This is a genomic window from Streptomyces sp. NPDC107517 (genome assembly GCF_055582645.1).
In genome coordinates this window covers 270,079-294,059 of the sequence record NZ_JBVJPM010000003.1, presented here as the reverse complement: position 1 = coordinate 294,059, position 23,981 = coordinate 270,079, and the positions used below count along the sequence as shown (strand labels likewise).

18 protein-coding genes and 2 pseudogenes are annotated in these 23,981 nt (G+C 68.9%); 11 read left to right on the top strand and 9 right to left on the bottom strand.

Features of this window, described 5'->3' with window-relative positions; translation table 11 throughout:
* Positions 1-86 precede the first annotated feature (86 nt).
* Positions 87-2,378 (bottom strand): (Fe-S)-binding protein, encoded by a 2,292-nt coding sequence (locus tag ACZ67T_RS09125; RefSeq protein ID WP_469982662.1) that lies wholly within the window; start codon positions 2,376-2,378, stop codon positions 87-89.
* A 275-nt stretch (positions 2,379-2,653) separates the two neighbouring features.
* Here ACZ67T_RS09125 and ACZ67T_RS09120 point away from each other — a divergent pair, with 275 nt between their 5' ends.
* From ACZ67T_RS09120 to ACZ67T_RS09095, 6 genes are all read left to right on the top strand, one after another.
* Positions 2,654-3,685: an MraY family glycosyltransferase gene (locus ACZ67T_RS09120; protein WP_469982660.1), complete on the top strand. Its 1,032-nt coding sequence runs from the start codon at positions 2,654-2,656 to the stop codon at positions 3,683-3,685.
* A gap of 159 nt (positions 3,686-3,844) precedes the next feature.
* Complete coding sequence (gene dnaK, locus ACZ67T_RS09115; RefSeq protein WP_469982658.1) at positions 3,845-5,698, top strand: molecular chaperone DnaK; 1,854 nt, start codon at positions 3,845-3,847, stop codon at positions 5,696-5,698.
* Positions 5,695-6,393, top strand: a complete 699-nt coding sequence (gene grpE, locus ACZ67T_RS09110) for a nucleotide exchange factor GrpE (protein WP_469982656.1) — start codon at positions 5,695-5,697, stop codon at positions 6,391-6,393. Before dnaK ends, grpE begins: the two co-directional genes overlap by 4 nt.
* Positions 6,394-6,426: 33 nt before the next feature.
* Positions 6,427-7,617, top strand: coding sequence for a molecular chaperone DnaJ (gene dnaJ / locus ACZ67T_RS09105; RefSeq protein ID WP_469982654.1), 1,191 nt, complete (start codon positions 6,427-6,429; stop codon positions 7,615-7,617).
* A 4-nt stretch (positions 7,618-7,621) separates the two neighbouring features.
* Positions 7,622-8,089, top strand: coding sequence for a heat shock protein transcriptional repressor HspR (locus ACZ67T_RS09100; RefSeq protein WP_469982652.1), 468 nt, complete (start codon positions 7,622-7,624; stop codon positions 8,087-8,089).
* Positions 8,090-8,722: 633 nt separating this feature from the next.
* Positions 8,723-9,850: a substrate-binding domain-containing protein gene (locus ACZ67T_RS09095; protein WP_469982650.1), complete on the top strand. Its 1,128-nt coding sequence runs from the start codon at positions 8,723-8,725 to the stop codon at positions 9,848-9,850.
* A 207-nt stretch (positions 9,851-10,057) separates the two neighbouring features.
* Here the strand turns inward: ACZ67T_RS09095 and ACZ67T_RS09090 are convergent, their stop codons facing one another.
* Together ACZ67T_RS09090 and ACZ67T_RS09085 are read right to left on the bottom strand one after the other, a co-directional pair.
* Positions 10,058-11,035: a LuxR C-terminal-related transcriptional regulator gene (locus ACZ67T_RS09090; RefSeq protein ID WP_469982649.1), complete on the bottom strand. Its 978-nt coding sequence runs from the start codon at positions 11,033-11,035 to the stop codon at positions 10,058-10,060.
* A gap of 23 nt (positions 11,036-11,058) precedes the next feature.
* Complete coding sequence (locus ACZ67T_RS09085) at positions 11,059-12,036, bottom strand: helix-turn-helix transcriptional regulator (RefSeq protein ID WP_469982648.1); 978 nt, start codon at positions 12,034-12,036, stop codon at positions 11,059-11,061.
* A 315-nt stretch (positions 12,037-12,351) separates the two neighbouring features.
* Between ACZ67T_RS09085 and ACZ67T_RS09080 the strand changes: the two genes are divergently transcribed.
* The gene (locus ACZ67T_RS09080; RefSeq protein WP_100596421.1) at positions 12,352-12,696 is read left to right on the top strand and encodes a Rieske (2Fe-2S) protein; all 345 of its coding nucleotides are present in this window, start codon (positions 12,352-12,354) and stop codon (positions 12,694-12,696) included.
* Positions 12,697-12,796: 100 nt separating this feature from the next.
* Here the strand turns inward: ACZ67T_RS09080 and ACZ67T_RS09075 are convergent, their stop codons facing one another.
* On the bottom strand, positions 12,797-13,225 hold the full coding sequence (locus ACZ67T_RS09075) for a pyridoxamine 5'-phosphate oxidase family protein (protein WP_469982646.1): 429 nt from the start codon (positions 13,223-13,225) through the stop codon (positions 12,797-12,799).
* A gap of 141 nt (positions 13,226-13,366) precedes the next feature.
* Between ACZ67T_RS09075 and clpB the strand changes: the two genes are divergently transcribed.
* Both clpB and ACZ67T_RS09065 read left to right on the top strand, forming a co-directional pair.
* Complete coding sequence (gene clpB / locus ACZ67T_RS09070) at positions 13,367-15,973, top strand: ATP-dependent chaperone ClpB (protein WP_469982644.1); 2,607 nt, start codon at positions 13,367-13,369, stop codon at positions 15,971-15,973.
* 126 nt (positions 15,974-16,099) lie between these two features.
* A complete protein-coding gene (locus tag ACZ67T_RS09065; protein ID WP_453775145.1) occupies positions 16,100-16,639 on the top strand; it encodes a type III secretion system chaperone family protein in 540 nt (179 codons plus the stop codon).
* 17 nt (positions 16,640-16,656) lie between these two features.
* Here the strand turns inward: ACZ67T_RS09065 and ACZ67T_RS09060 are convergent, their stop codons facing one another.
* Positions 16,657-17,868 carry a hypothetical protein gene (locus ACZ67T_RS09060; protein ID WP_469982642.1) on the bottom strand — a complete coding sequence of 404 codons (1,212 nt, stop codon included), beginning with the start codon at positions 17,866-17,868 and terminating at the stop codon, positions 16,657-16,659.
* Positions 17,869-18,339: 471 nt separating this feature from the next.
* Here ACZ67T_RS09060 and ACZ67T_RS09055 point away from each other — a divergent pair, with 471 nt between their 5' ends.
* Both ACZ67T_RS09055 and ACZ67T_RS09050 read left to right on the top strand, forming a co-directional pair.
* Positions 18,340-18,582, top strand: a complete 243-nt coding sequence (locus ACZ67T_RS09055) for a hypothetical protein (RefSeq protein ID WP_469982641.1) — start codon at positions 18,340-18,342, stop codon at positions 18,580-18,582.
* A 268-nt stretch (positions 18,583-18,850) separates the two neighbouring features.
* Complete coding sequence (locus tag ACZ67T_RS09050; RefSeq protein WP_469982640.1) at positions 18,851-19,417, top strand: Uma2 family endonuclease; 567 nt, start codon at positions 18,851-18,853, stop codon at positions 19,415-19,417.
* 110 nt (positions 19,418-19,527) lie between these two features.
* Here the strand turns inward: ACZ67T_RS09050 and ACZ67T_RS09045 are convergent.
* The 4 genes and pseudogenes from ACZ67T_RS09045 to ACZ67T_RS09030 all read right to left on the bottom strand — a co-directional run.
* Positions 19,528-20,151 (bottom strand): annotated as a pseudogene (locus tag ACZ67T_RS09045) (HAD family hydrolase); the annotation flags it as partial.
* A gap of 46 nt (positions 20,152-20,197) precedes the next feature.
* Positions 20,198-21,361 (bottom strand): pyridoxal phosphate-dependent aminotransferase, encoded by a 1,164-nt coding sequence (locus tag ACZ67T_RS09040; protein WP_469982639.1) that lies wholly within the window; start codon positions 21,359-21,361, stop codon positions 20,198-20,200.
* Positions 21,362-21,758: 397 nt separating this feature from the next.
* A complete protein-coding gene (locus tag ACZ67T_RS09035; protein WP_469982638.1) occupies positions 21,759-22,337 on the bottom strand; it encodes a restriction endonuclease subunit S domain-containing protein in 579 nt (192 codons plus the stop codon).
* 345 nt (positions 22,338-22,682) lie between these two features.
* Positions 22,683-23,444, bottom strand: a pseudogene (locus tag ACZ67T_RS09030) (aminotransferase class I/II-fold pyridoxal phosphate-dependent enzyme); the annotation flags it as partial.
* Positions 23,445-23,981: the final 537 nt, after the last annotated feature.

The window sequence follows — 23,981 nt, the reverse complement described above, 5'->3', positions numbered from 1 at the left end:
AAACGCCCCCCCGCGAACGCCGAAGGGGCCGACCGGGTCTCCCCGGTCAGCCCCTTCGCGTACGGCGGTACGGAACTACGGAACCGCTACTTCACCGGCTCCGGCTCCGGCGCGTCCTCGGTCTCCTGCGAGCCCGCCGGGGGCGGGTTGTCGGAGGGTGTCTTCACGGAGTCGAGGAGGAGCTGGGCGACGTCGACGACCGTGACGTGCTCCTTGGCCTGGCCGTCGTTCTTCTTGCCGTTGACCGAGTCGGTCAGCATGACGAGGCAGAACGGGCAGGCGGTGGAGACGATGTCGGGGTTCAGCGACAGTGCCTCGTCCACGCGTTCGTTGTTGATGCGCTTGCCGATCCGCTCCTCCATCCACATCCGCGCGCCGCCGGCGCCGCAGCAGAAGCCGCGTTCCTTGTGGCGGTGCATCTCCTGCTGGCGCAGGCCCGGGACGGCGTCCATGATCTGACGCGGGGGCGTGTAGACCTTGTTGTGACGGCCCAGGTAGCACGGGTCGTGGTAGGTGATCAGGCCCTCGACCGGGGTGACGGGGATGAGCTTGCCCTCGTCGATGAGGTGCTGGAGCAGCTGGGTGTGGTGGATTACTTCGTAATCGCCGCCGAGCTGCGGGTACTCGTTGCCGATGGTGTTGAGGCAGTGCGGGCAGGTCGCGACGATCTTCTTCGCGGACTTGGGCTTGGCGGACTCGGGCACGACCTTGCCGTCGTCGTCGAGTTCCTCGCCGAACGCCATGTTCAGCGCCATGACGTTCTCCTGGCCGAGCTGCTGGAACAGCGGCTCGTTGCCCAGGCGGCGGGCGGAGTCACCGGTGCACTTCTCGTCGCCGCCCATGATCGCGAACTTGACGCCCGCCATGTGGAGCAGCTCCGCGAAGGCCTTGGTGGTCTTCTTCGCGCGGTCCTCGAGCGAGCCGGCGCAGCCGACCCAGTACAGGTACTCGACCTCGGTGAGGTCCTCGATGTCCTTGCCGACGACCGGGACCTCGAAGTCGAGCTCCTTGAGCCACTCCAGGCGCTGCTTCTTCGCCAGGCCCCAGGGGTTGCCCTTCTTCTCCAGGTTCTTGAGCATCGTGCCCGCCTCGGACGGGAACGCGGACTCGATCATCACCTGGTAGCGGCGCATGTCGACGATGTGGTCGATGTGCTCGATGTCGACCGGGCACTGCTCGACGCAGGCGCCGCAGGTGGTGCAGGACCACAGGACGTCCGGGTCGATGACGCCGTTCTCTTCGAGGGTGCCGATCAGCGGCCGCTCGGCCTCCGCGAGCGCGGCGGCCGGCACGTCCTTCAGCTGCTCGGCACTCGCCTTCTCCTCGCCCTCCATCGACTTGCCGCCGCCGGCGAGCAGGTAGGGGGCCTTGGCGTGCGCGTGGTCGCGCAGCGACATGATCAGCAGCTTCGGCGACAGCGGCTTGCCGGTGTTCCAGGCGGGGCACTGCGACTGGCAGCGGCCGCACTCGGTGCAGGTGGAGAAGTCCAGCAGACCCTTCCAGGAGAACTGCTCGACCTGGCTGACGCCGAAGACGTCGTCCTCGCCCGGGTCCTCGAAGTCGATCTCCTTGCCGCCGCTGGTCATCGGCTGCAGGGCGCCGAGCGCCGTGCCGCCGTCCGCCTCGCGCTTGAACCAGATGTTCGGGAACGCGAGGAAGCGGTGCCAGGCGACACCCATGTCGGTCTTCAGGGCGACCGTGATCATCCAGATGAAGGAGGTCGCGATCTTCAGTCCGGCGAAGAAGTACGTGAGGTTCTGCAGCGTGGAGACGTCCATGCCGCGGAACCAGGCCACGACCGGGTACGAGACGAAGAACGAGGCCTCGTAGGAGTCGACGTGGTGCTGGGCGCCCTCCAGGGCGTGCAGCGTGAAGATGCAGATGCCGACGATGAGGATGACGGCCTCGACGAAGTACGCCTGGCCGGTGTTCGAGCCGGCGAAGCGGGACTTGCGGCCCGGCCGGCCCGGCCGGTTCAGCTGCCGGATGACGATCAGCGTCAGGATCCCCAGGGCCGTCATCGTGCCGAGGAACTCGACGAAGACGTTGTACGGGGCCCATTCACCGATGATCGGGAGCAGCCAGTCCGCCTGGAAGAGCTGGCCGATGGCGTTCACGATCGTCAGCAGCAGCGAGAAGAAGCCCACCGCCACGAACCAGTGCGCCACACCGACGATGCCCCAGCGGTTCATCCGGGTGTGGCCGAGGAACTCCTTGGCCACCGTCACGGTGCGCTGTACGGGTTCGTCGGTGCGGGTGCCGGCGGGGACGTTCTGGCCGAGCCGCATGAAGCGGTAGATCTGCGCGATGGCTCGGACGAACAGTGCGACGCCGACCACGATCAGGACCAGCGACACGATGATCGCGGCGAGTTGCATTCGGGGGCTCCTCGGGCCTGCGAGGGTGGATATTCAGCGATTACTAAGCGGTAACTTATTTCAGTCCATGCTGAGACTACCCACTTGTGTGGCCGCACTGTAGCCAGCCGGGCGGTGATCTGCGTCGCTGAGGCCACCCTCGGTCGACAGCGAAAGCAAATCGTGTTATTCACCCCATATTGCGACATAAGCGACTAGCTTATGAAGGTCTCCGGCCGGGCGTGCCCCTCCGGTGTCACCCCGATACCGCAAACCGAGCTGACGGGACGTCCGCCGTGTCCTACGGGATCGCCGCCGCCGCGACCGCCCTGCTGGCGGCCTCCGCCCTCACCGCCCTGCTCCGCCCCGTCGCCCTGCGCACCGGACTCACCGTCCGGCGGGTCGGCCGCACGGGGCGGCGGACGCCACGCCTGGGCGGCGCCGCCATCGCCACGGTGACGGCCGTGGTCACCGCCGTCGGTGCTTGCACCGGACTCCTTCCGCTCGGCTCCGGCGTCCTGACGCTGCTGATCGCGGCCGGGGCCGTCGCCGCGCTCGGGTTCCTCGACGACGTGCGGCCGGTGGGGGCGCGGGCCCGCGTCGTCGTCGAGGCGGGGGCGGCGACCTTCGTCGTGCACACCGCTCAACTCGGCTTCCTGGCCGGCGCGCCGGCCGTCCTGTGGATCGTCTTCGTCACCAACGCCTGCCGGCTCTTCGACACCTCGGACGGGGCGCTCGGCACCGTCGCCGTCGTGACCGCGCTCGGTCTGAGCGCCTGCGCCACCGCCCAGGGGCTCGGCCCCCTCGCCGCCACTCTCGGGGTGCTCGCGGCGGCGCTCACCGGGTTCCTCATGCACAACTGGCACCCCGCGCGGATGCGCCTCGGGAGCTGCGGGTCCCTGTTCACGGGCTTCCTGCTGGCGTCCGCCGCGGTCCTGGTGAACGCGGGCCACGAGGCGCTGCCCGGCGTGGGCTCGCTGTTCGCCGTGACGGTCGTGGTGACGGCGGACGCGGCCCTCGTGGCGGTGTCGCGGCGGCGCGCGGGGCGGCCGCTCTGCCAGGGCGGCGCCGACCACATCGCGCACCGGCTCCGTCTGCTCGGCCTCACCCCGCGGGGCGTGGCGGTGGTGCTCGGCATCGCGTCGCTCGCCGGTGCGGTGACCGGACTCATGCTGCACGACGGGACGCTGGATCCGCTGGCCGCGCTGTGGCCGCTCTGCGCGGCGGCCGGGTCGGTCGCCGGGCTGCTGCGGGTGCCGGTCTACGGGGTGCGGCGGCGGGGTCGCCGGCCCGTACGGACCGCTGTCGTGGACGTCGCAGGTTCATGACGAAGACCCCGACGCGGTAACTGACCTGCGCGTTTCTCCTGGCTTCCATAAGGGCGACATAAAAGTTGAGTCGGCTCGACTCAGCTCTGTTGACCGAACGGCGGCCGTCATGCATCCTTGAGCCAGATCCACTCAAGTAGTCATGCTGGAGGAATTGAAATGGCACGTGCGGTCGGCATCGACCTGGGCACGACTAACTCCGTCGTCAGCGTTCTCGAAGGCGGCGAGCCCACCGTCATCACCAACGCCGAGGGCGCCAGGACCACGCCGTCCGTCGTCGCCTTCGCCAAGAACGGTGAGGTGCTCGTCGGAGAGGTCGCGAAGCGCCAGGCGGTCACCAACGTCGACAGGACGATCCGTTCGGTCAAGCGCCACATGGGCACTGACTGGAAGATCGAGATCGACGGCAAGAGCTTCAACCCGCAGCAGATGAGCGCCTTCATCCTGCAGAAGCTGAAGCGCGACGCCGAGGCGTACCTGGGCGAGAAGGTCGCGGACGCGGTCATCACCGTCCCGGCGTACTTCAACGACTCCGAGCGCCAGGCGACGAAGGAGGCCGGTGAGATCGCCGGTCTGAACGTCCTGCGTATTGTCAACGAGCCGACGGCCGCTGCCCTGGCCTACGGTCTCGACAAGGACGACCAGACCATTCTCGTCTTCGACCTCGGTGGCGGCACCTTCGACGTCTCGCTGCTCGAGATCGGCGACGGCGTCGTCGAGGTGAAGGCCACGAACGGCGACAACCACCTCGGTGGTGACGACTGGGACCAGCGCGTCGTCGACTACCTGGTCAAGCAGTTCAACAACGGCCACGGCGTGGACCTCTCCAAGGACAAGATGGCGCTCCAGCGCCTGCGCGAGGCCGCCGAGAAGGCGAAGATCGAGCTCTCGTCCTCGACCGAGACCACGATCAACCTGCCCTACATCACGGCGTCCGCCGAGGGCCCGCTGCACCTGGACGAGAAGCTCACGCGCGCCCAGTTCCAGCAGCTCACGTCCGACCTCCTGGAGCGCTGCAAGACGCCGTTCCACAACGTCATCAAGGACGCGGGCATCCAGCTCTCCGAGATCGACCACGTCGTTCTCGTCGGTGGCTCGACCCGTATGCCCGCCGTCGCGGAGCTCGTCAAGGAGCTGACCGGCGGTCAGGACGCCAACAAGGGCGTGAACCCGGACGAGGTCGTCGCCATCGGCGCCGCCCTGCAGGCCGGTGTCCTCAAGGGTGAGGTCAAGGACGTCCTGCTCCTCGACGTGACCCCGCTGTCCCTCGGCATCGAGACCAAGGGAGGGATCATGACGAAGCTCATCGAGCGCAACACCACGATCCCGACCAAGCGTTCCGAGATCTTCACGACGGCCGAGGACAACCAGCCGTCCGTGCAGATCCAGGTCTACCAGGGCGAGCGCGAGATCGCGGCGTACAACAAGAAGCTCGGGATGTTCGAGCTCACCGGTCTGCCGCCGGCCCCGCGTGGTGTCCCGCAGATCGAGGTCGCCTTCGACATCGACGCCAACGGCATCATGCACGTGACCGCGAAGGACCTGGGCACGGGCAAGGAGCAGAAGATGACCGTCACCGGCGGCTCCTCGCTGCCGAAGGACGAGGTCGACCGGATGCGCCAGGAGGCCGAGCAGTACGCGGACGAGGACCACCGTCGCCGCGAGGCCGCCGAGACCCGTAACCAGGGCGAGCAGCTCGTCTACCAGACGGAGAAGTTCCTCAAGGACAACGAGGACAAGGTCCCCGGCGAGGTGAAGACCGAGGTCGAGGAGTCCGTCGCCGAGCTGAAGGAGAAGCTCAAGGGCGAGGACACCGCCGAGATCCGCACCGCCACCGAGAAGGTCGCCGCCGTCTCGCAGAAGCTGGGCCAGGCCATGTACGCCGACGCCCAGGGTGCGCAGGCCGCGGGCGGTCCCGAGGCCGGAGCCCCGGGCGACGAGCACAAGGCCGCCGATGACGACGTCGTCGACGCCGAGATCGTCGACGAGGACCGCAAGGACGGTGCCGCGTGACGGAGGAGACCCCGGGCTTCAGCGAGAGCGACAAGCCTGACGTCCCCTCCGGCGCCACCCCCGACGACGCCGAGCCGAAGTCCGCTCCCTCGCCCGACAAGGGCGAGGGGGCGGCCCCGGCCGGGGACGCAGCAGCAGGAGCCGCTTCGGCGGTTCAGAACGCAGGCCTGACGGCCCAGCTGGACCAGGTACGCATGGCGCTCGGGGAGCGCACCGCGGACCTCCAGCGGCTCCAGGCCGAGTACCAGAACTACCGTCGCCGGGTGGAGCGGGACCGGGTCACGGTCAAGGAGGTCGCGGTCGCGGGCCTTCTGACCGAGCTCCTTCCCGTACTCGACGACATCGGCCGTGCCCGCGAGCACGGCGAACTGGTCGGCGGCTTCAAGTCGGTCGCCGAGTCGCTCGAGATGGTCGCCGCCAAGATGGGGCTCCAGCAGTTCGGCAAGGAGGGCGAGCCCTTCGACCCGACGATCCACGAGGCCCTGATGCACTCGTACGCGCCGGACGTCACCGAGACGACCTGCGTCGCGATCCTGCAGCCGGGTTACCGGATCGGCGAGCGCACCATCCGCCCCGCGCGGGTGGCCGTGGCCGAGCCGCAGCCCGGGGCCCAGTCGGCCAAGGGCGAGTCCGCCCAGGGCAGGGAATCGGCTGCCGCCGACGACGAGGACAGCGGTGGCCCGGACGAGGGCTGACGTCAGTAAGCAGCGAGAGGAGGGACGTCGAGGATGAGCACGAAGGACTTCATCGAGAAGGACTACTACAAGGTCCTCGGCGTCCCCAAGGACGCCACCGACGCCGAGATCAAGAAGGCGTACCGCAAGCTCGCCCGTGAGAACCACCCCGATGCCAACAAGGGCAACACCAAGGCGGAGGAGCGCTTCAAGGAGATCTCCGAGGCGAACGACGTCCTCGGTGACCCCAAGAAGCGCAAGGAGTACGACGAGGCGCGCACCCTGTTCGGCAACGGCGGATTCCGTCCGGGGCCGGGCGGGCCGGGCGGCGGCTCCTTCAACTTCGACCTGGGCGACCTCTTCGGAGGCGGCGCCCAGGGCGGTACGGCGGGGGGCGCAGGCGGGTTCGGCGGCGGACTCGGGGACGTCTTCGGCGGCCTGTTCAACCGGGGCGGCGCGGGTGCCGGCACGCGCACGCAGCCGCGCCGCGGTCAGGACATCGAGTCCGAGGTCACCCTCAGCTTCACCGAGGCGGTCGACGGGGCGACGGTGCCGCTGCGCATGTCGTCGCAGGCGCCCTGCAAGGCCTGTTCCGGCACCGGCGACAAGAACGGCACACCGCGCGTGTGCCCGACCTGCGTCGGCACGGGCCAGGTCTCGCGCGGCGGCGGCGGCGGTTTCTCGCTGACCGACCCGTGCGTGGACTGCAAGGGCCGCGGCCTGATCGCGGAGACCCCCTGCGAGGTCTGCAAGGGGTCGGGCCGTGCGAAGTCCTCCCGGACGATGCAGGTCCGCATCCCGGCCGGCGTCTCGGACAACCAGCGCATCCGGCTTCGCGGCAAGGGTGCACCGGGCGAGCGGGGCGGCCCCGCGGGCGACCTGTACGTGGTCGTGCACGTGGACTCCCACCCGGTCTTCGGCCGCAAGGGCGACAACCTCACGGTCACGGTCCCGGTCAGCTACCCGGAGGCCGCGCTCGGCGGTGAGGTCAAGGTCCCCACGCTCGGCGGGCCCCCGGTCACGCTCAAGCTGCCCCCGGGCACGCCGAACGGGCGGACGATGCGGGCCCGCGGCAAGGGCGCCGTCCGCAAGGACGGCACCCGTGGCGATCTGCTCGTCACGGTGGAGGTCTCGGTCCCCACGGATCTGACCGACGCCGCGAAGGACGCCCTTGAGGCGTACCGGAAGGCGACTGCGGAGACCGATCCGCGGGCAGAACTGTTCCAGGCCGCGAAGGGAGCATGAGCGTATGGACGGCCGTCGACGACAGAGTTCCTTTGTTGGCAGGGCCTACGAGCTGACCGACGAGACTCCGGTCTATGTCATCTCGGTGGCCGCCCAGCTCAGCGGGCTGCATCCGCAGACCCTGCGCCAGTACGACCGTCTCGGCCTGGTCTCCCCGGACCGCACGGCGGGCCGCGGCCGGCGCTACTCGGCCCGGGACATCGAACTGCTCCGCCAGGTGCAGCAGTTGTCCCAGGACGAGGGCATCAACCTCGCGGGCATCAAGCGCATCATCGAACTGGAGAACCAGGTCGCTGCGCTGCAGGCGAGGGTGGCCGAACTGTCCTCGGCGGTCGAGGGCGCCGCGGCGGCGATGCAGCAGCGCGAGGCGGCCGTCCACGCCTCCTACCGGCGGGACCTGGTCCCGTACCAGGAAGTGCAGCAGACGAGCGCGCTGGTGGTGTGGCGGCCCAAGCGGCCGCCGGAGCAGTAGGCACGACGGATACGCGCATGTGTGAAGGGGCCTGGAGGCCGACAACTGTCGGCCTCCAGGCCCCTTCACGTGTCCCTCAGCGTCGCCCGACGCCTCCCGCACGGCCCGTACCCCCTGGAATGGCCGCATTCTGCCAATCGCCCGCTCATGTCCCTCGGTTGTGCGGCCCTCGGCAGGGTGTCGCGTAGATGACCTGCGCGTTCGTGAAGGGGTGGCTGGGTCTGCTGTCCGGAGGGCCGTGACCGGCAGGTTTGGGACACGGCCCCGGCGCGCCGTTCGCCCGGCGGAGCGCGCCCGCGCGGCGTGGCGGAGGGTCCGGCGGACGGTCCTGCCCCTCAAGGCTGTCGCGGGGTGTACGCGGGGCGCCGAAGCGGAGGTGGCGTGAACAGGGTGCGGAGGAGGCGTGGGGGAACCGTGACTTTGCTCACCGAAGGGGCCGGGCGCGGTCGGGGCGGACGGCTGTGACGGTTGTGGCCACTGGGGTTACCCGGAGTACGAGCAGATTCATCTCCGGAACGCATGGGCCCGATTACGAGTCGTTACGGATTCACCTCTTGACGCTGTGTTTCAGGCGGAGTTGGCTTCCAGCCACCTCGGCCGCAACGACGCGGTCACTTCAGGGAGGTATGGAAAGTGAATCCGCGTACGAAGCGTGCCGTCGTTGTCGGCGTCGCGTCCGCCATGGCCGTGACTCTCACCGGGTGCGGGAGCAGCTGGCTCGAGCCGGAGAGCGACTCCGCGGGCAAGGCGTCCGCCCGGCAGAACCAGGACCTGAAGATCGGTGTCCTCCTGCCGGAGAAGGAGACCGCCCGCTACGAGAAGTTCGACTATCCGCACATCAAGAAGGAAGTCGAGGGCCTCACCAGCGGCAAGGGCCGTGTCCTCTACGCCAACGCGGAACAGGACGCGAAGCGCCAGGAGAGACAGGTCGACCAGATGATCGCCGACCGGGTCGACGTACTCGTCCTGGACGCGGTCGACTCCAAGTCCATCGCCGGATCGGTCAAGAAGGCCAAGGACGCGGGCATCCCCGTCATCGCCTACGACCGCCTGGCCGAGGGCCCCGTCGACGGCTATGTGTCGTTCGACAGCGACCAGGTCGGCCATGTGCAGGGCATGGCGCTCCTCAAGGCACTGGGCAGCAAGGCGTCCAAGAGCAGCCGGATCGTCATGATGAACGGCTCGGTCACCGACCCGAACGCCGCGCTCTACAAGGACGGCGCCCTGGCCGAGCTCAAGGACCAGGTGACGATCTCGAAGTCGTACGACACCAAGGACTGGAAGCCGGAGAACGCGCGGGCCAACATGGCCACCGCCATCCAGGCCGTCGGTGCGCAGAACATCGCCGGTGTCTACTCCGCGAACGACGGCATGGCGGGCGGCATCATCACCGCTCTCAAGGCCGCCGGTGTCACCCACCTGCCACCGGTGACCGGTCAGGACGCCGAACTCGCCGCCGTCCAGCGCATCGTGACGGGCGACCAGTACATGACGGTCTACAAGCCGTATCCCGAAGAGGCCTCCGCCGCCGCGCAGATGGCGGTCCTCATCGCTCAGCAGCGCGGCATCGAGTTCGACGCGCTCGCGAAGGACCGCGTCGACAGCCCCACCACCCCCAATGTGAAGTCGCTCCTGGTCCAGGTCGTCCCGATGACGCAGAGCAACATCAAGTCGACGGTGGTCAAGGACGGGATCTACAAGGTCGGGGACATCTGCACGGCGAAGTACGCGGCGGACTGCGCGCGGCTCGGGCTGAAGTAGACCGGCCGATCGCACGGCGCCCCTCCCCTTGGTGCGGGGCGCCGTGTCGCCCCGCTGCCGGAGATCGTGCACTCGGCCGTGTGGGGCCGGCCGGTCGGGGGTCGGGGGTCGGGGGTCGGGCGTCGAGGTGTCGGGTCCGGGCCGCGGTTCCTCACGCCGACGCGGGCCCTGAGCCCGCAGCCCGGGACCTCCGGCCCGGACCCGAGGTCAGCGGTCCTGTTCCAGCATTCCGGACTGACCGATGAGATAGCCCAGCTGGGCGCGGCTGTCGCTGCCGAGTGTGCTGGCTAGCTTGGCGATGTGGACGCGGACGGTGCGGATGTTCATGCCCAGGCGTTCGGCGATGACGGCGTCGTTGTGCCCCTCGATCAGCAGCCCGGCTATGGTCCGCTGCCGGGAGGGGACGCCGCTCGTCACCGGGGTCCCCCGGCCCGTGTCGGGGAACAGGGGGGTGGCCAGGCGCCACAGCCGTTCGAAGGTCGTGACCAGATACGCGATCAGGGCGGGGTGCCGGATCTCCAGGGCGACCGTGCGGTCGGGGTTCGCCGGGATGAACGCGACGCTCCTGTCGAGCAGGATGAGCCGTTCGGTGACCTCGTCCAGGGTGCGGACCTCGACGTCGCCCTCCAGCTGCTCGTAGTGGGCGAGCACCGCGGGCGAGTGACGGGACGTGTGCTGGTAGAGGGTGCGCATACGGCAGCCGCGGGCCAGCATTTCCTGTTCGCGCGGCAGGGCCGCGGCCAGGAGTGTCGCGGGGCGGTTCCCGCCGGGCTGGATGGTGAGCAGCTCCGCCTCGGACTCCGCCATGGCTTCGCCGATGGCGTCGTTGATGCGCTGGAAGCCGAGCAGCACCGTGAGCATGGGGGCGTGGGGGACCGCGGCGCGCTGTGCGTCGAGGGCCATCAGCGGCGCGAACGCCTCTGCCAGGCGGGCTTCGCGGCGGCGTTGCTGGGCGATCTCGTCCTCTATGGTGCGCAGGAGACCGGGCAGGGCCACGGCCGGCGCGACGGGTGTGAGCCACTGGATGTCGTCGGCGGCGGTGTGCAGGAGACCGAATTCGAGAAGGCAGGGCGTGGGGTCGGCGTCCTCGCGGTGGATACGGCCTTCTCGCAGGGCGCGCGCGTAGAGCTGCGAGCCGGCCGCGCACAGCTCCTCGACTCCGTGGGGATGGACCTCGGCGGTCACGTGTGGCTCTCCTCCTTCGACATTCAGTGATCCTGGTCGAGGATCCCCGACTGCGCTATGAGAAAGCCGAGTTGCGCGCGGCTTCCGCTGCCGAGCGCGGCGGCGAGCTTGGCGATGTGGGCGCGGCAGGTGCGGACGTTCATGCCGAGGCGGCGCGCGATCGCCTCGTCGACGTGGCCTTCGATGAGCAGCTTGGCGATCGACCGCTGGACTCCGGTGATGCCGTCGGTCGGGGGTGCGTAGGGGGTCTCCTCCAGGAGGGGGACCCCGCGGCGCCACAGTTGCTCGAAGACCTTGGCCAGGTATTCGACGAGGCCCGGATGCCGGAGTTCCAGGGCGACCGGGTGCTCTCCGGGGACCGGTATGAACGCCACGGTCCGGTCGAAGACCATCAGCCGCTCTATGAGTTCCTCGAGGGTGCGTATCTCTACGTTCCCCTTGGCCATGTGCTCGGCGTACACGAGAGTTCCCTGGCTGTGCCGGGCCGTGTGCTGGTAGAGCGTGCGCATCGTGATGCCGCGCGCGATGACCGCCTGGCCCCGTTCGAGCGCCTCCGCCAGGGAGTGCTCGCTGCGGCCGCCGCCGGGCTGGACCGTGAGGATCTCCGACTGGCACTCGGCGATGGCGAGTTCGATGGCCGAATTGATCCGGTTGATTCCTTCGAGCACGGTGACGGCGTGCGTCGTGGGCAGGTCCTGCGCACTGATGGCGATGAATGGCTCGAAGTATTCGGTCAGTTCGACCGCTTGGCTTCGTCGCTCCTGGATTTCCCGTTCGATGGGGTGGAGGCGCTGTGCCAGGGCGGCGGCGGGAGGAACCGGGCGGAGCCAGCCGGCGTCATCCGGGTCTGGGTGGAGAAGGGCGAAATCCATCAGGCAGGGAGCGGCCGTCACTTCGCTTCGGGCGATGCGTCCGGAACGCAGAGCACTGGCGTACAACCGCCTGCCCTCGTCGCACAGTTCAGTCGTGGCGTGAGGATGTGTCCGATGTGCGTCATTCATGGTCATAGATCCACCCCCCAGGGTCCTGAACGTGCAGGAACATGATGCATCGATCCTGTGGTGTTTGGATGGCCGAATGAGCCATCGTCTAGTGAGTCGGGGGAGAGAAGCCATGGAAGTGAGGACGAAGCCCACTATGTGCAAGAAAATGCTTCGCTCGGTGATGGCTGTTGCCTTCTCCGCCGGTCTGGCTTTCGGTGTGCTCAGCACCCAGGACCTCTCCTGGAGTGGCACACCCGCCACTCACGCGTCCGCCGGAAAGAACATCGCGCCTCCGGATCTTTCCTGGAGTGTCGCTCCCGTGGACGCGGCCGTATGACGACACCCCCCGACGACAGAACATTTCGCCGTGAGATGGCGACCGCCTACCGGTCCGGGTGGCATTTCATCGACCTCGCCACGGCGATTCCTCATCGCGGCGATTCGTTGATGGTCACCCTGTTCGGTGAGCCGATCGTCGTCGTGCGGGACGAGTTCGACGACGAGGAGATCCGGGCCTACCGGTGTCTTCGCCGCCCTCGGGGTGCCCCACAGCCCGTGCGGTGCGCCGTCCGATACGGAATGGTCTTCGTCAACCTCGACCAGCGTGACCACCAGCTGGATCGGGAGGCGGGACCAGAAGTTCCGCGTACTGCCTCAGCCACCCCCCGCAGTGCCTGACGCGATTCCCCCGTCGTTGTAGATCGCGCAGGTGCTTCCCCCCGCAGCGGCGCCACCGTGGACCTGAACACGGTGGCGCCGCTGCAGTTTTGTGTCACCGTCACGACGGCGACCCGTTTCCCGTCGCCCGCGTCAGCGTGATCTCGATGGCCACCCGGTCCGGGTTGGGTGCGGGCGCGCGCTCGTAGCGCTCCGCGTACCGGCGTACCGCCTCCTCGACGCGGTCCGGCTCCGTGCGGACCACCGCGAGGCCCTCCAGCGTCGCCCAGCGCCGGCCGTCGACCTGGCAGACCGCGACCCGGGCCCCGCCCTGTGCCGTTTCCGACCCCGCGAGCACGTGCGCCACCTTCGCGCTCGACTTGTTCGCGATCACCCGCGCGAGGCCCGCCTCCGGGTCGTACGTGACGCCGACCGGCACCACGTGCGGGGTGCCGTCGGGGCGCAGGGTCGTCAGCGTGCACAGGTGCCGTTCCCGCCAGAAGCCGAGGAATATCGGGTCGGGGTTCAGGGGGTCGTTCCGCTTGGCCATGCTCCGGAAGATATCCCCGTTCCAGGACATATCCCGCCCGGGGGTATCCGGCTCCCGTCCTTGAGTGGAATCGACTCAACTTTGTGTATGCTGTCAGGGTCAGTGTGCTGGAGAGGTATACGCAAGGAGGAGAGTGCGCACGTGGACGCCGAGCTGACGAACCGGAGCCGGGACGCGATCAACGCGGCCACCAGCCGGGCCGTGTCCGGAGGGCACGCGGATCTGACTCCCGCGCATCTGCTCCTGGCGCTTCTCGAGGGCCGAGAGAACGAGAACATCACGGATCTGCTGACGGCCGTCGAAGCCGATCAGGCCGCCGTGCGGTCCGGGGCCGAGCGGGTCCTCGGCGCGCTGCCCAGCGTGACCGGCTCGACCGTCGCGCCGCCCGGACCCAACCGGGACCTGCTGGCGGTCATCGCGGACGCGGCGCAGCGCGCCAAGGAGCTCGGGGACGAGTACCTGTCCACCGAGCATCTGCTCATCGGCATCGCCGCGAAGGGCGGCACTGTCGCCGACGTACTGACAGAACAGGGGGCGAGCGCCGAGAAGCTGCTCGCCGCCTTCGAGAAGAGCAGGGGAGGGCGCCGGGTGACCACACCCGACCCCGAGGGCCAGTACAAGGCCCTGGAGAAGTTCGGCACCGATTTCACCGCCGCCGCGCGCGAGGGCAGGCTCGACCCCGTCATCGGGCGGGATCAGGAGATCCGGCGCGTGGTGCAGGTGCTGTCCCGCCGCACGAAGAACAACCCCGTCCTGATCGGTGAGCCCGGCGTCGGCAAGACCGCCGTCGTCGAGGGGCTCGCCCAGCGGATCGTGAAGGGTGACGTGCCGGAGTCGCTCAAGAACAAGCGGCTCGTCTCGCTGGACCTGGGCGCGATGGTCGCCGGCGCGAAGTACCGCGGCGAGTTCGAGGAGCGCCTCAAGACCGTCCTCTCCGAGATCAAGGAGAGCGACGGGCAGATCATCACGTTCATCGACGAGCTGCACACGGTCGTCGGGGCCGGGGCGGGCGGCGACTCGTCCATGGACGCGGGGAACATGCTGAAGCCGATGCTCGCGCGCGGCGAGCTGCGCATGGTCGGCGCGACCACGCTCGACGAGTACCGCGAGCGGATCGAGAAGGATCCGGCCCTGGAGCGCCGCTTCCAGCAGGTGCTGGTCGCCGAGCCGACGGTCGAGGACTCGATCGCGATCCTGCGCGGCCTCAAGGGCCGGTACGAGGCCCACCACAAGGTCCAGATCGCCGACAGCGCGCTCGTCGCGGCCGCGTCGCTCTCCGACCGGTACATCACGTCCCGTTTCCTGCCGGACAAGGCCATCGACCTCGTGGACGAGGCCGCGTCCCGGCTGCGCATGGAGATCGACTCGTCGCCCGTCGAGATCGACGAGCTCCAGCGCGCCGTCGACCGGCTGAAGATGGAGGAGCTGGCGCTCTCCAAGGAGACGGATCCGGCCGGCAAGCAGCGCCTGGAGAAGCTGCGGCGCGACCTCGCCGACAAGGAGGAGGAGCTGCGCGGCCTCACGGCCCGCTGGGAGAAGGAGAAGCAGTCCCTCAATCGCGTCGGTGAGCTGAAGGAGAAGCTCGACGAGTTGCGCGGCCAGGCCGAGCGCGCCCAGCGCGACGGTGACTTCGACACCGCCTCCAAGCTCCTCTACGGCGAGATCCCCACCCTGGAAAGGGACTTGGCGGCCGCCACGGAGGAGGAGGTGGAGGCGTCCAAGGCCGACACGATGGTCAAGGAGGAGGTCGGCCCGGACGACATCGCGGATGTGGTGGCGGCCTGGACCGGCATTCCGGCCGGGCGGCTCCTGGAGGGCGAGACGCAGAAGCTGCTGCGGATGGAGGACGAGCTCGGCAAGCGCCTGATCGGGCAGAGCGAGGCCGTACGCGCGGTGTCCGACGCCGTGCGCCGCACGCGCGCCGGGATCGCCGACCCCGACCGGCCCACCGGTTCCTTCCTGTTCCTCGGCCCGACCGGCGTCGGCAAGACCGAGCTGGCCAAGGCGCTCGCCGACTTCCTGTTCGACGACGAGCGGGCCATGATCCGCATCGACATGAGCGAGTACGGCGAGAAGCACTCCGTGGCGCGCCTCGTGGGCGCTCCTCCCGGCTACGTCGGGTACGAGGAGGGCGGCCAGCTCACCGAGGCGGTGCGCAGGCGCCCGTACAGCGTCGTCCTGCTGGACGAAGTGGAGAAGGCGCACCCGGAGGTCTTCGACGTCCTGCTCCAGGTGCTCGACGACGGTCGCCTGACGGACGGCCAGGGCCGCACGGTCGACTTCCGCAACACGATCCTCGTGCTCACCTCGAACCTCGGCAGTCAGTTCCTGAGCGGACAGGAGCCGACGACGAGCGAGGAGCAGAAGAAGCAGCAGGTCCTGGACGTGGTACGGGCTTCCTTCAAGCCGGAGTTCCTCAACCGGCTCGACGACCTCGTCGTCTTCTCCGCGCTGAACAAGGAGGAGCTGGAGCGGATCGCGAGGCTCCAGATCGGCCGGCTCGCCAAGCGGCTCGCCGAGCGGCGGCTCACCCTGGACGTCTCCGACGCGGCCCTGGCCTGGCTCGCGGAGGAGGGCAACGACCCCGCGTACGGCGCCCGGCCGCTGCGCCGCCTCGTGCAGACGGCGATCGGCGACCGGCTCGCGAAGGAGATCCTCTCCGGCGAGGTCACCGACGGCGACACGGTCCGCGTGGACGCCTTCGGCGACGGCCTGATCGTGGGCCCGGCCACCGGAAAGACGCTCTGACGCAGGGCGAACGCCGATGCCGGGCCGGGGCGGTGCCACAACTCGGCCGATCCAACCGGTTGGGGGTTGTCACATCCCACCCGGCATGGGGGAGGATGGCGGAATCCGTACGAAGGGACCAAGCACGTGAGCATCGACCCGTCCTCGATTCCGAATTTCGGGGGACAGCCCGAGCAGCCGCAGGGCTCAGGACCGGCGGGCCCCGTGGTCCCCGATCAGGACCTCGTCAAGCAGCTCCTGGAGCAGATGGAGCTCAAGTACGTCCTCGACGAAGAGGGTGACCTCGCGGCTCCGTGGGAGGAGTTCCGCACGTACTTCATGTTCCGCGGCGAGGACGACCAGCAGGTCTTCTCGGTGCGGACGTTCTACGACCGCCCGCACGCCCTCGAGACCAAGCCCGCGCTCCTCGAGACCATCGACGACTGGAACCGCCGCACCCTGTGGCCCAAGGTCTACAGCCACACCCACGACGACGGCACGGTCCGCCTCATCGGTGAGGCGCAGATGCTCATCGGCACGGGCGTCAGCCTGGAGCACTTCGTGTCGTCGACGGTCAGCTGGGTGCGCGCCGCCATCGAGTTCGACCGCTGGCTGGTCGAGCAGCTCGGCCTGGAGCAGGCCGTGGACTCCGCCGCCGACGACGAGAAGCCGTCCGACGACGAGTAGGCAGTCTCCGTAACTGCCTACAGGGGCCTGTGCGCGAACGCGACCAGATACGTCCCGTACGACAGTGAGAGCCCGGCCAGGGCGCCCACCACCAGGAGGGCGCTGCGCGGCCGGGCTTTCGCCGTTCGCGCCAGCGCGAGGGCCAGTGGCAGCAGCAGCGGGAACGCGGGCAGCAGGAAACGCGGCTTGGACGGGAAGAAGCCGGCGCCGCCGAGCGCGATGAGCAGGAGTACACCGCTGTAGACGATGAGTGGCAGCGGGGCCGCCCGCTCGGCGACGAGCAGCGCGAACAGCAGCATCGCGGCGGCGACGATCAGGACCGTCATGGGGAAGACGAGGGGATCGCCCTTGAGTAGCAGATGCTGTACGACGCGCCATGCGCCGACGCCGAAGTCGAAGCGCGAACCCCAGTCCCGCTGCACGGCGAAGTAGCCGCCGAGCGGATCACCCCTTTGGACGCCGACCCACAGCACGTACCCGGTCCAGCCGAGCGGGGCGATCACCGCGCCCGTCCACAGCCTGTGGGAAACATTTCTGCCGCGCTTGCCGATCACCTCGTACACCGCCGTGACGAGGACCGCGGCGGCGACCGCGAACCCGTTGGGGCGGGACACCCCGGCCAGTGAGGCGAGCGTGCCCGCCCAGATCCACCGGCCGGTCAGGACCGCGTACAGGGACCACGCGGCGAAGGCGGTGAGCAGGGGCTCGGTGTACGCCATCGTGAGGATCACGGAGTGCGGCAGCATCCCCCACAGCAGGACGAGGAGGAGAGCGACCGGCCGGGAGTACAGGCGCACCCCGATCGCGTAGATCCCTGCCGCGGCGGCCAGGGACGCGGCCCAGGCGATGAGCATCCCGGTGGCGCCGCCGCTGAGGGGGAGCACGGTCTGTACCGCGCGGACCAGGCCCGGGTAGAGCGGGAAGAACGCGAGGTCGTTGAAGATGATGCCCGGTTTGTAGGGGACGGAGCGGCCGTAGCCGTCCGCGGCGATCCTGAGATACCAGAGCGAGTCCCAGGACCGGCCGAGCAGGACGGTGGAGCGCTTTCCGGTCAGTGAGGCGGCGAGGCTCATCGCGGCGACACCGGTGAGCCGGACCACGGAGAACAGGACGAGTGCGGTGAGCAGGGGGGCGGCGGCCCTGAGCCGGGCCGAGCGGGAACGTGGTCCGGCGCCGGGCTCCGCGACGGGGACGGTGGCGGGGGCCGGGGCAAGTTGCTGCTGGGTCACATCTCCGCACCTTGTCGGCACCGCGCGGCGCGCGCGAGTCGGGAGCGTCCGCACGGGTGCGGATGGAGGACGGTCGGCGTGGCTGCGTGACAACGGGGCGCGGGGAGGGCCCGTGTCGGTCCGTCAGGAAGGGTCCTCTGCACGGCAGATGCGGTGTACGCGGCCGGGGCAGGGACCCGTACCGCCGGAACGCATCAATTTCCCCACAGAACACGCCAGTTGAGTACCTGGCCAACGGCCGGCCGCGGCACCGGATGCCGTCGCCCGGGCCATGAATCGAACAATTCAAGCCTTGATGGCCACCAGGGCCCCTTTCGGCGCGGCTGACCACGGGCCACTTTGGGAAGGAGGTGGGTCTGCGCCGCGGGGCCGCGAGCGGGAGCCGACAGGGGGAAGTTTGACGTGAGGACTTCTACGACTGACATCGAGACCGGACTTGTCGATCTCAGCCGTTGGGGCCTTCAGGAGGCCATGGCACTGAGGGACCCGTTGGTGGCGGCCGCGCAGAACGCGCTGCTCGAGCATTTGACGGAGGACGCCGTCGGGCAGGTGGGCGACGGCGGCGGCCAGGACAACCCCTACCTCAGTGCGAGACGGCACAGCGGCACGGCGCCTCAGGAGCCATGGCACGAACACGGGCCGCCCGTGCCGTCCGGCCCGGCATCCCCATGCGACGAATCCGACACGCCCGACCGGCCTGCCCTGCCGTGCTGACACGGCACCACATGCCGGTCGCCGACCTGGAGGCCATTGCCGCCGGCCGCATCAGCGAACCCACCGGGAACCGTGTCGCGGCGGCGGAACGCAGCCGCCGCATGCTCATGCTGCGGGCCCTGGCCGCCGATCGCCGCGGCGAAGCCGGTAATCTCCACGGCTTCCGCAGCGGGGGCCGCTTCTGGTGTCCAAGGTGTCGGGGCAGTCGGGACAGTACGCTGAACTCAGCGGGATCGGTCCCGCTCACATGGTGTCCAGGAGGTGCGTCATGACTGCCGAGACGGTGGCTCCTGCGTGGATGCACGAGCAGATCACGGCGGAGCAGTACGAATCCTGGTCCGAGGAGCAGTGTGCGGGGATCGAGATCGTGGACGGGATGGTCGTCGTGAGTCCCAGTGCGTCCAAGCGCCACAACCGGCTTGCCCGGATTCTGGCGAATGCCTTGGAGGCTGCCGCGGGGCCGGAGTGGAACGCCGACACCGACTTCGACGTCCGGCTGCAGGATGTTCCGCTGACAAATCGGCGTCCGGACGTTGTCGTGTATCGCGCGGACACGATCGATGTCTCGCCGACCCGGCCGGAGCATGTGCTGCTGGTCGTGGAGGTTGTCTCTCCGGGGTCGGAGACCACCGATCGGATCGTGAAGACGGACCAGTACGCGAAGGCCGGCATCGCCTTCTACTGGCGGGTCGAGCAGGCCGCGACCGGGGTCCCGCTCGTGTACACCTACGTGCTCGATCCGGCGACCAGGGCCTATCGGGAAGGTGACGTCTTCACCGGTGTCGTCAAGGTCTCGGCGCCCTTCCCGGTCGAAGTCGACCTCGGCCGCATCTGAGCCTCACGCCGGCGCCCCAGGCAATTTGCGTGAGCGCCGCGTGAACGGACTGGGCGGTACGAGGCCGGATCAGCTGTCATGGCGGTCGGCCGTACGCTTCTGAACAGCACGAGCGCCACGAGATCCATGAGCGAGTCGATCCGGTAGTCCGCTGTCGCGACCACGTCGGCGTCATCCGCCCAGGTGCCCCCCACGGACCGCGACGCAGATGGGCAGTCCGTAGCCCTGCCCGCGCGGCAGGGAGCGTGTCGTTCTGAGGGTGATCTCCTACGTAGAGAACGTCTTCGGCTGCACCGCCGGCCTCGGCGACGAGCCGCGCGAAGAAGTCCGCCGAGGGCTTCGCGACGCCCCATTCGCCGGACGTGGCGACCAGGTCGGCGGGCAGGTCGAGAGCTCGCAGCAGCTCGCCGGCGCGGGTGGTCTGGTTGCCGGCGACGATGACGTGAACGCCCCGCTCGCGCAGCGCGGCGAGGGCCGGGCGGTCGTCCTCGTACAGGTCCGACTCATCGAGATATTCGCCGCGGCCCGCTGCTTCGCGGGCCCGGTAGGCAGCGGCGATGTCAATGCCAGGACTCAGAAGCCGGGGTGCCTCGGCGTTGTCCTTGCCCTGGGCGACGACCGCCCCGACAAGCGCCGACACCGTGTGGCGTGGAGCCAGTCGGCCCATTGATCCCCAGTAACGGTCGTCCCGGACGGGGGGTTTCGCCCACGTCGAATGCGATGGTGCGGATCATGCCGTGACCTCAACTTCGACAACGTCGATTCTGCTGGCCAACGTAACTACGCCAGCGTCCCGAGGCGCTCGACCGCTTCCTCCAGGACCTCGACCCGCTTGCAGAACGTGAAGCGGACCTGGCTGCGGCCGACCTCGGGGTCGTCGTAGAAGACGGAGTTGGGGACGGCGACGACGCCGCAGTGTTCCGGGAGGGCACGGCAGAAGGAGTAGGCGTCCTTCTCGCCGAGGGGAGTGATGTCGGTGGTGATGAAGTACGTGCCCTGCGGCTCGTAGACCTCGAACCCGGCCGCGCGCAGGCCGTCGCCGAGCAGGTCCCGCTTGCGGCGCAGGTCGTTACGGAAGTCGTCGAAGTACGAGTCCGGCAGCCGCAGCGCCTCGGCGATCGCGTACTGGAACGGGCCCGCACTGACATAGGTCAGATACTGCTTGGCCGTGCGCACGGCCGCGAGGAGCGGGCCTTCCGCCGTTACCCAGCCGACCTTCCAGCCCGTGAATGAGAAGGTCTTGCCCGCGGAGCCGATGGTGACCGTGCGCTCGCGCATGCCGGGCAGGGACGCGATGGGGCGGTGGGCGCCGGCGAAGACCAGGTGCTCGTACACCTCGTCGGTGACGACCAGCAGGTCGTGCTCGATGGCGAGGGCGGCGATGGCGCCCTGTTCCTCGGCGGTAAGTACCATCCCCGTCGGGTTGTGGGGGGTGTTGAGGAGCAGGAGGCGAGTCCGCGGGGTGATCTTGGCGCGCAGCTCATCCAGGTCCGGGCGGAACGACGGCGCATGCAGGGTGAGAGGGACCCGCTTGGCGCCCGCCATGGCGATGCACGCGGCGTACGAGTCGTAGAAGGGCTCGAACGCGATCACCTCGTCGCCGGGTTCGAGCAGCGCGAGCATGGACGCGGCGATCGCCTCCGTCGCTCCCGCGGTGACCAGGACCTCGGTGTCGGGGTCGAAGCTCAGGTCGTAGAAGTGGCGCTGGTGATCGCTGATGGCCGCGCGCAGTTCGGGGATGCCAGGGCCCGGCGGGTACTGGTTGCCGTGGCCTTCGCGCAGGGCGCGCACGGCCGCCTCGCGTACGGACTCCGGGCCGTCGGTGTCAGGGAAGCCCTGGCCCAGGTTGATCGCGCCTGTCGCCGTCGCGAGCGCCGACATCTCCGCGAAGATCGTCGTCCCGAGCCCGTCGAGCCTGCGGTTGAGCAGGGGCCTGTCGTTCATCTCTTCACCGTTCTCGCTCGGGTTCCCGTCGACTTTCCGAGGACCATCCTGGCTCATGGTCGGCTGTGGCCTCGCGCGGCAGGGGGAGGATCGAAGGGGAGGGGAGAGATGTGCTGCTTGCGTCAGGTTCCTCCCCGGGCTGCAGAACAGCACGGGCCTTTGCCGAGATGTCGCGCAGGATCGCGTCCTGCAAGGCACGCAGAGTTGAGATCGCGGAAACCAGTAGCCGCGCTGTCGCATGCAGCGGATCGACCTTGACGTGGAAATCCTCGCGGATGCCCGGGTCGGGCCAGGCAATGCTCAGGCGAGAGAGGGCGCGTGCGGAGATCTCTCGGGAGTTCTGGCCCGGGGCCGCCTGTGCGATGTCGCTGCTCCGGCTTCTCATCTCGTGGAGGAGCTACCAACCGTCCTCGTCGTGCGTCGGCCGCAGCGCCACGACTCCTCGGGTGGGTAATGCCGGACGTTGCGTCACGGCGATGTGCGCGCCGTCGGGACGAGTGCTCAGCATGAAGGTGCCGGGTGGCCATGCTGTCGCAGTCTGTGCAGGGCTACTGAGCCGAAAGTTCTTTACATAGGGCGCCAAGAGGTCGAAGAGGTCGTTCGGGGTGATCACATCGACGCCGGGCTCGCCCGGCCTGTGAGGAATGGAGCGCGCGGAACCGCTGCCCGTTTTCGCCTTGGCTACCTTGCCGAGGAGCCGTGTCTCCCAAGCCGGACTTGCGGAGGCGCAATAGTCGGCATGGATCGCGTCGGCCAGCTCCATTGCCCTTCGCACAGCCGTCTGGTGGCGCTGGATCATCTCTTCGATGAGGCGGAAGGCTGTGTCGTACCTGGCGATGATCCCTGGCGGGGGGAGAGGGAAAGTCATGTGGCGGAGCGTGCCGAGACTCACCGTCGGTTCGACGTGCGCCGTCACGTCCTCTTCGATCCGTGACTTCGCCGTGGGCGTCTGCAGCCAGATACGCAGCCACTTCACGACGTGTGGGTCTCCACGAATGATTCCGATCGACCTGGAGGCAGCCCTCCCCGCATGGTCAGCAGTGACATCGACTTTTGCGGCATGTGCGTCCTTCCTGAGGTCAAGGAGATCCACGAGAGGCCGAATGGCCCGTGTGATCCCCGGCGACAGGTAGGACAGTAGAAGCTAGGGTCCAAGTGGCCCATGGTGCACGGGGTTTGGGATTTCCTAAAGAGCCCGCGCGCGAAGACCAGGTGTCTGGCGAGTGCACGCCTTTTGGGACTTGCGAGAGCGCGAGCACAGCTGTCGGCGTGATCGCGTGCGTGAGACGTGAGGGAAATAGGTGTGCGAAGAAGGCTTGCCCCAGCCGACCTTCCAGCCCGTGAACGAGAACGTCTTGCCGGCCGACCCGATGGTCACCGTGCGCTCGCGCATGCCGGGGAGCGTGGCGAGCGGGATGTGCCCGGCGTCGCCGAACGTCAGGTGCTCGTACACCTCGTCGGTGATGACCAGGAGGTCGCGCTCGACGGCGAGGGCCGCGACGGCGGCGAGTTCCTCGCGGGTGAGGACGGTGCCGGTCGGGTTGTGCGGGGTGTTGATCAGAAGGAGGCGGGTGCGGTCGGTGACCGCGGCGCGCAGCTCGTCCAGGTCGAGCCGGAAGGCGCCTCCGTCGGGGCGCAGGGTGACGGGGACGCGGGTGCCGCCCGCCAGCGCGATGCTGGCCGCGTAGGAGTCGTAGTACGGCTCCAGCGCGACGACCTCGTCGCCGGGTTCCACCAGGGCGAGCAGCGAGGCGGCGATCGCCTCGGTGGCGCCGGCCGTGACGAGGACCTCGCGGTCCGGGTCGAAGGTGAGACCGTAGCGACGCTCCTGGTGCGCCGCGATCGCGGTGCGCAGCTCGGGGACGCCGGGGCCCGGCGGGTACTGGTTGCCGTGGCCGTCGCGCAGCGCCCGCACGGCCGCCTCGCGGATCTCCTCGGGGCCGTCCGTGTCGGGGAAGCCCTGGCCGAGGTTGATCGAGCCTGTCGCCGTGGCCAGCGCGGACATCTCCGCGAAGATCGTGGTCCCGAACTCGGCGAGACGGCGGTTGAGCAGGGGGCGCGCGCTGGAGGTCATGCCCGCCATCCTGCGCCGAACCTCCGGAGTTCCTCAACTCGTCTTCAGGGCGTGCTGATGCGGCGCCGTCCGACGGATTTTCCTATTCCGACATTTACTTCTCATTAGAGTTTATGCATCTATTAACGGCATATAGTGCGCCTGTGTGTGTGGCCGTCCGGTACGAGGCGTCTGGCCTGCCGCCGCCGGTCACGCGCCGGCACCCGGAAGCCCGGACACGGAATCGGAGACATCGGTGAGCAGAGAACACCCGCCGTAGTAGCTGCCTGCGCAGCCCTCTCACGCGGCTCCCCGGATGCCTGCCGGGCGGGTCAGGCCGCGAATTCCCTGAAAGACCCTCAGAAGTTCCTCAACTCTGCTTTGGCGGGGCGCGGGCCCGGGAATCCCCGAATCACGCCCGACGGGGGCGTTCTCGGGGGAATGAGAGGAAGGTGAGGGCCGTGATCATCGGAGCCATCATCTTTGGGCTTGTGGTCGTGGGCATCGTCGTGGCTGTGTCGTCCGCGGGCGGCTCGGGCAAGGCGCGGAAGACGTCGCTGAGCATGG

Excerpts from the sequence above, each read along its gene's own strand:
- ACZ67T_RS09085 (WP_469982648.1), bottom strand. The coding sequence starts at position 12,036 with ATGAATGACGCACATCGGACACATCCTCACGCCACGACTGAACTGTGC.
- ACZ67T_RS09050 (WP_469982640.1), top strand. The coding sequence starts at position 18,851 with ATGACTGCCGAGACGGTGGCTCCTGCGTGGATGCACGAGCAGATCACG.
- ACZ67T_RS09075 (WP_469982646.1), bottom strand. The coding sequence starts at position 13,225 with ATGGCCAAGCGGAACGACCCCCTGAACCCCGACCCGATATTCCTCGGC.
- ACZ67T_RS09055 (WP_469982641.1), top strand. The coding sequence starts at position 18,340 with ATGGCACTGAGGGACCCGTTGGTGGCGGCCGCGCAGAACGCGCTGCTC.
- dnaJ (WP_469982654.1), top strand. The coding sequence starts at position 6,427 with ATGAGCACGAAGGACTTCATCGAGAAGGACTACTACAAGGTCCTCGGC.
- ACZ67T_RS09100 (WP_469982652.1), top strand. The coding sequence starts at position 7,622 with ATGGACGGCCGTCGACGACAGAGTTCCTTTGTTGGCAGGGCCTACGAG.
- dnaK (WP_469982658.1), top strand. The coding sequence starts at position 3,845 with ATGGCACGTGCGGTCGGCATCGACCTGGGCACGACTAACTCCGTCGTC.
- ACZ67T_RS09125 (WP_469982662.1), bottom strand. The coding sequence starts at position 2,378 with ATGCAACTCGCCGCGATCATCGTGTCGCTGGTCCTGATCGTGGTCGGC.
- ACZ67T_RS09080 (WP_100596421.1), top strand. The coding sequence starts at position 12,352 with ATGACGACACCCCCCGACGACAGAACATTTCGCCGTGAGATGGCGACC.
- ACZ67T_RS09040 (WP_469982639.1), bottom strand. The coding sequence starts at position 21,361 with ATGAACGACAGGCCCCTGCTCAACCGCAGGCTCGACGGGCTCGGGACG.